The organism is Streptomyces sp. NPDC060205 (assembly GCF_042728395.1).
Classification (GTDB): Bacteria; Actinomycetota; Actinomycetes; order Streptomycetales; family Streptomycetaceae; genus Streptomyces.
In genome coordinates this window covers 1-6,435 of record NZ_JBHWZP010000442.1, presented here as the reverse complement: position 1 = coordinate 6,435, position 6,435 = coordinate 1, and the positions used below count along the sequence as shown (strand labels likewise).

At 70.1% G+C, this 6,435-nt stretch carries 5 protein-coding genes; 1 reads left to right on the top strand and 4 read right to left on the bottom strand.

The features are described from left to right. Positions 1 to 86: 86 nt before the first annotated feature. From ACFWGJ_RS40430 to ACFWGJ_RS40415, 4 genes are all read right to left on the bottom strand, one after another. Complete coding sequence (locus ACFWGJ_RS40430; protein WP_387333951.1) at positions 87 to 1,307, bottom strand: MFS transporter; 1,221 nt, start codon at positions 1,305 to 1,307, stop codon at positions 87 to 89. A gap of 121 nt (positions 1,308 to 1,428) precedes the next feature. After that, positions 1,429 to 2,466, bottom strand: coding sequence for an endonuclease/exonuclease/phosphatase family protein (locus tag ACFWGJ_RS40425; RefSeq protein WP_387333950.1), 1,038 nt, complete (start codon positions 2,464 to 2,466; stop codon positions 1,429 to 1,431). 251 nt (positions 2,467 to 2,717) lie between these two features. Continuing rightward, positions 2,718 to 3,374: a TetR/AcrR family transcriptional regulator gene (locus ACFWGJ_RS40420; RefSeq protein ID WP_387333949.1), complete on the bottom strand. Its 657-nt coding sequence runs from the start codon at positions 3,372 to 3,374 to the stop codon at positions 2,718 to 2,720. A gap of 226 nt (positions 3,375 to 3,600) precedes the next feature. Then, the gene (locus ACFWGJ_RS40415; protein WP_387333948.1) at positions 3,601 to 5,175 is read right to left on the bottom strand and encodes an MFS transporter; all 1,575 of its coding nucleotides are present in this window, start codon (positions 5,173 to 5,175) and stop codon (positions 3,601 to 3,603) included. A 237-nt stretch (positions 5,176 to 5,412) separates the two neighbouring features. On the opposite strand from ACFWGJ_RS40415, the gene panB reads away from it, so the two are divergent. Then, positions 5,413 to 6,279 carry a 3-methyl-2-oxobutanoate hydroxymethyltransferase gene (gene panB / locus ACFWGJ_RS40410; RefSeq protein ID WP_387333947.1) on the top strand — a complete coding sequence of 289 codons (867 nt, stop codon included), beginning with the start codon at positions 5,413 to 5,415 and terminating at the stop codon, positions 6,277 to 6,279. Positions 6,280 to 6,435: the final 156 nt, after the last annotated feature.

Genomic DNA, 6,435 nt, shown 5'->3' with positions numbered 1-6,435 from the left:
CCCCTGATGGGGCGCAGCCCCTCTCAGGGGCGCGGGGAACTGCGCAGTCTTTTGTCTTTTAGGGGCGCGGGGAACTGCGCAGGCTTTTAGTGGTGGGCCGGGGCTTCCGCCTGGTGTGGGGTGTGGGTCGCCACTATGCGGCCCGCGTTCGTCGTGCCGCGGCCACGGTCCACGACGTACGCGACAGCCGCGACGCCCAGGCCCAGCACAGCCAGGCCCGCGCCCGCGAGCGCCGGGGACGTGACGCCGTACCCCGCCGCGAGGGCCAGCCCGCCGATCCAGGCGCCCCCCGCGTTGGCGAGGTTGAAGGCCGCCTGGTTGGCGGAGGAGGCCAGGGACGGAGCCGAGGACGCCTTCTCCATGACCATCAGGAGGAGCGGGGAGCTCGTCATGAACGCCGCCGCGCCGAGCAGGACCACCGCGAGGGGCGCGCTCCACGCCGTGTTCATCATGAGCGGGAACAGGGCGAGGACCGCCGCCAGCCAGACGAGGCCGCCGAACAGGGTGCCGCGCATCGAGCGGTCCGCCAGCCGGCCGCCGAGCAGGTTGCCCACCGTCGCGCCCACACCGAACAGCGCGAGCAGCAGGGTCACGCTGGAGTCGGCGTACCCGGCGGAGTCCGTCAGCATCGGCGTGATGTAGCTGTACGCCGAGAAGAGCGCGCCGAAGCCCGCGACGGTCGTGCCGAGCGCCAGCCAGACCGGGACCGACTTGAGCGCCCGGAGTTCGCCGCGCAGCCCGGTGGGCGCGGCGTCGTGCTCGGTGTTCCGGGGCAGGAGCAGCGCCAGGGAGCCGATGGCGGCCAGCCCGATCACACTGACGCCGAGGAAGGTGGCGCGCCAGCCGAACTGCTGGCCCACGAAGGTCGCGGCGGGGACGCCGACGATGTTCGCGACGGTCAGGCCGAGGAACATGAGGGAGACCGCGCGGGCCTTGCGCTCTGCGGAGACCATGCCGGTGGCGACGACGGCTCCGACGCCGAAGAACGCGCCGTGGGGCAGGCCGCTCAGGAAGCGGGCCGCGAGCAGTGAGGTGTTGTCGGGGGCGAACGCCGAGAGCGTGTTGCCCACGACGAACAGCGCCATCAGCCCGATCAGCACCTTGCGGCGGGCCATGCGCGCGGTGACCGCCGCGAGCAGCGGGGCGCCGACGACGACGCCGATCGCGTACGCCGAGACGAGGTGGCCCGCGCTGGGGATGGAGATGTCCAGGTCGTCCGCGACATCGGGCAGCAGCCCCATCATCACGAACTCGGTGGTGCCGATGCCGAAGGCGCCCACGGCGAGGGCGAGCAGGGCCAGGGGCATGAGGGACCTTTCACAGGGGAGAGCGGTGTTCCGTGCAGTTTATGTTCACCTGCGGAACAAAGCCTCCCAGTCCCAGTATTCCCAGAGGTTTCACAGAGGTAAGGGCCTGTGACACAGACTCTTACGAGCCGCTCGCCGACAGCTTCACGCGGGCCGCGATCGGGAGGTGGTCGCTGCCCGTCTCCGGGAGGGTCCACGAGGTGACCGGCTCGACGCCCTTGACCATGATCTGGTCGATCCGCGCCATCGGGAACGACGCCGGCCAGCTGAACCCGAAGCCGCTGCCCGCCGCGCCCTGCGCGGAGCGCATCTGCGAGGTGACGCCGTTCAGCGCGCGGTCGTTCATCGTGCCGTTCAGGTCGCCGAGGAGAGCGATGTCCGGGATCTTCTCGTCGGCGATGGCCTCGCCGAGCGCGTCGGCGCTCTTGTCGCGCTGCCGCGCGGTGAAACCGGCCTCCATCTTCACCCGCACGGAGGGCAGGTGCGCCACGTACACCGCGAGCCGCCCCTCGGGCGCGGTAACGGTCGCCCGCATCGCACGGGTCCAGCCGAGCTTGATGTCGACGGGGGCGGCCCCGCTCAGCGGGTACTTGCTCCACAGCCCGACCGTGCCCTGCACGGAGTGGTACTTGTACGTGGAGGCGAGGGCCTTCTCGTAGACCGGGACCGCCGAGGTGGTCAGCTCCTCCAGGGCCACCACGTCCGCTCCGGAGGCGGCCACGTCGAGGGCCGTGCCCTCCGGGTCGGGGTTGTCCGCGTTGACGTTGTGCGTGGCGACGGTGAGGTCCCCGCCGGAGCCCGTCCTGTCGACGAGGAGCCCGCCGAAGAGGTTGACCCAGATGATCGCGGGCAGGAGCACGGCGATCAGCGCGGTCGCGGACCTGCGGACCAGCGCGAGGACGAGCAGGACCGGGATCGCCAGGCCCAGCCAGGGCAGGAAGGTCTCCAGGAGGCTGCCGAGGTTGCCGATCCTGTTCGGGATCTGCGCGTGCAGGGCCATCACCAGGGCGAGTACGAGGGCGAACGCGGCCAGGACGATCCCGCGCCGCCAGATGCCCCGGTCGGTACGGAGCGCGGTCAGCAGGCGGCGGAGCCGGGGTCCTCTGCGGTCGGGTCCCTGGCCGCCGCTGCCCGTCTCCGTCATGTACGCCTGCGCCATACCGTCGCCTCACCAACTGCCGTTCACATCAACCCCGCGCCTAAGACCCTAGGGGATGATCGCGATCGTTCCCGCCGCCGCACGGCGGCCGTACGGGCACAAGGACGACCGAGGGGGCGCGACGAGTTCCGGCGGCGGGCCAGGTGGGGTGGTCTGTGACGGAACGCGCACATTGACCCGACCGGTCTTCAGCCGAACCGGCCGGGGTTCAGCCGACCCGGCCGGTGCCCAGGGGGGCGGAACTCACAGTCTCAGCGGGTGGCCGGGGCCAGTCCCGCCAGGACCGTGTCGACGATTCGTTCGGACAGTCCCTCTTCGAGGCCCGCGTCCGGGCGGATGACCGCGCGGACGAGCATGGGGCCCACGAAGAGGTCGTTGGCCAGTTCGACGTCGACGTCCGCGCGGAACTCGCCGTTCGCCTGGCCGCGCCGCAGGACGTCGAGCGTCATCAGGCGGCGTGGTTCGATGACGGTCGCGTGGTAGACCTTCCACACCTTGGGGCTGCTCTTCATCTGCGCGTAGACGTTGTGCATGATCGCCGACGAGCGCGAGGCCAGACCGCGGCGCCGGAGCGATTCGAGTATGACGATCAGGTCGTCGCGCATGGAGGTGCCGGGCAGCTGCGGGTCGGGCGGTTCGGCGGCGCGCATCACGTCGCAGAAGAGTTCCTCGCGGCCGCTCCAGCGGCGGTAGATGGTGGCTTTGCCGACGCCTGCGATGCGGGCCACGCGCTCTATGGAGATGTCCGCGAGGGGGACGCCTTCCTCCAGGAGGCGCATGACGCCCTCGATGATCGAGCGCTCCACCGCCTCGCTGCGGGGGCGGCCTCTGGCGGGGGCGCCGCCCCGTCCGGTTCCGGTTCCGGTTCCGGCTCCGGCTCCGGCCGACCCCTGCTCCGCGCCGCCCACGTGATCGCTCCGCTCTGGTTGGGTGTTGCCGTCCTGACGCCGCGCCGTCGGTCGCCTCTTGGATCGATTGTCCCTGGCCGACGATTGTCCCTGGGCGACCGCGGGTTGTGACGTGGGTGCGGGTTCGTTGTGGCTGGCCGCGCAGTTCCCCGCGCCCCTGTCGGGGCGGGTGGGTGCGGGTTCGTTGTGGCTGGCCGCGCAGTTCCCCGCGCCCCTTCAGGGCGCTTCAGTGGTCGGCGCTTACCAGGTCCGTTTCCTTTTCTGTTTTTGTCGGGGTGCGGCCCGGGAGGAACAGGTAGACGACCAGTGCGCCGATCACGGCGACTCCCGCGCCGCACAGGGCCGTCACGTGCATCGCGTGGAGGAAGGCGTCGTTGGCCGGGCCGATCAGGGCGTCACCCTTGGGGCCGAGCTTCGCGGCGAAGCCGAGGGTGGCCTCGATGGACTCGCCCGCCTCGTGCCGGGCGGCCTCGGGCAGGTCGCCCTCGATGCCCGAGCGGTACGAGGCCGAGAGGACCGAGCCGAGTACGGCGATGCCCAGCGCGCCGCCGACCTGGCGGAAGGTGTTGCTCAGCGCGGAGGCCGAACCCGCCTTCTCGCGCGGCAGCGCCTGCATGATCACGACGCTGGTCGGCGTCATGATGTGCGCCATGCCCGCACCCATCAGGAAGAAGATGATCTCCAGGATCCAGATGGGCGTGTCCGCCTCCAGCGCGGCGAACGCGGCCAGCATGGCGGCGATGGTGAGCATGCCCGCGGTCGTGGTGGCCCGGTTGCCGAAACGGTCCACGACCAGCCGGGCGCGCGGCGCGAAGACGAGCTGCGCGACGGCCAGCGGCAGCATCAGCAGACCGGTCTGCAGAGGCGAGTAACCGCGCACGCTCTGGGTGTAGAAGACGGAGAAGAACGTGACGCCCATCAGCGCGAAGAACACCAGCGCTATGGCGGCGATGGCCGCGGAGAAGACCTTGTTCTTGAAGTAGTCGATGTCGATCGACGGGTGGTCGCTGCGCTTCTCGTGCACGACGAAGCCGACGAGGACGACGAGTCCGGCGCCGATGGTCGCGAGGACCGTGGCGTCCGTGAAGTCGGCGAGCTGCCCGCCCTTGATGATGCCGTACACCAGCAGGACGAGGCCGATGACGGACAGCACCACGCCCACCGGGTCGATGCGGCCGGGCTTCGGGTCACGGGAGTCGGGGACGAGCCAGATCATCAGGCCGAGCGCCACGATCACGATCGGTACGTTGATCAGGAAGACGGAACCCCACCAGAAGTGGTCGAGCAGGACCCCTCCGGTGATCGGGCCGATGGCGATGGCGAGGCCGACGCCGCCCGCCCAGATGCCGATGGCCTTCGGCTGTTCGTCGCGCTCGAAGACGTTCATGAGGACGGCGAGGGTGGCCGGCATCACGAAGGCGGCACCGAGTCCCATCACCGCACGGAACGAGATCAGCTCGACCGGGGACCCGGAGGACGCGGCGAGCGCCGAGCCGATCCCGAAGACGAGGAGGCCGCCGAGCAGCACCTTCTTGCGCCCGAGCCGGTCACCGAGGAGGCCGGCGGAGAAGAGCAGGCCCGCGAAGACGAGGGTGTACGAGTTGATGGCCCATTCCAGCTCGCTCTGGGTGGCTCCCAGGCCGGTCGGGGCGGGCGTCGAGATGGTCTTGATCGCGACGTTCAGGATCGAGTTGTCGAGAACGACGATCAGCAGGCTCAGCATCAGCACGCCGAGGATCGCCCAGCGTCGTCGGTGCACGGCCTCCGGTATGCGGGGCGCGGTGTCGGCAGGAGTTGTCATGCTGAAAAGGCTAGAGGAGATTCGATACGAGACCGTCTCGTATCGGAATCCTTTACCGAGACCTTACGAGCCCTGGAGGCGGCCTTGGGGCCCGCCGACGGCGACGGCACGGGCCCGCGGAGGTGGAGACGAGGGCCACGGTGACCCCTCTAGCCGTTCTGTGGCACGAGGTGCCACCATGGAGGGGATCCGGGGACGCCGTCAGGGCGCTTCGAGATGACAGAAGGAGCCGTTGCAATGACGCAGTTTTCGGCTGCCCAGAAGACCACCGACAGCAGCAACAGGGCGCTGTACGGAGGCAAGGGCACACGCCGTATCACTGTCCGCGACATCACGGTGGCCAAGGAGCGCGGCGAGAAGTGGCCGATGCTCACCGCGTACGACGCGATGACCGCGTCCGTCTTCGACGAGGCCGGCATCCCGGTCATGCTCGTCGGCGACTCGGCGGGCAACTGTCACCTGGGCTACGAGACCACCGTGCCCGTCACCCTCGACGAGATGACCATGCTGTCCGCCGCGGTCGTACGGGGCACCTCGCGCGCCCTCATCGTGGGCGACCTGCCGTTCGGGTCGTACCAGGAGGGGCCGGTGCAGGCGCTGCGCTCGGCCATGCGGCTGGTGAAGGAGGCCGGGGTCGGGGCCGTGAAGCTGGAGGGCGGCGAGCGCTCGCACGAGCAGATCAAGCTGCTCGTGGAGTCGGGCATCCCGGTGATGGCGCACATCGGGCTCACCCCGCAGTCCGTGAACTCCATGGGGTACCGGGTGCAGGGGCGCGGCGAGGAGGCGGCTCAGCAGTTGCTGCGTGACGCCAAGGCGGTGCAGGACGCGGGGGCGTTCGCCGTCGTGCTGGAGCTGGTGCCGGCGGAGCTGGCCGCCGAGGTGACCCGGGTGCTGCACATTCCGACCGTGGGGATCGGGGCGGGGGCCGAGACGGACGCGCAGGTTCTGGTGTGGACCGACATGCTCGGGCTCACGGGGGGCAAGATGCCGCGGTTCGTGAAGCAGTATGCGGATTTGCGGCAGGTCATGGGGGATGCGGCGAAGGCGTTCGCCGATGACGTCATTGGCGGAACGTTCCCTCAGGAGGAGCACTCCGTCCACTGACGCACTGGTCCACTGCGGCACGAAGGCAGCCCGCCGATTTCCCCCGTCGGCGGGCTGCCGTTTTTTTCTCGCCCCCGCCGCCCCTACCCATTCCCGTCCACGCATGGGGGCTGCGCCCCCTCGCCCCCCTTTGCGCAGTTCCCCGCGCCCCTGAGG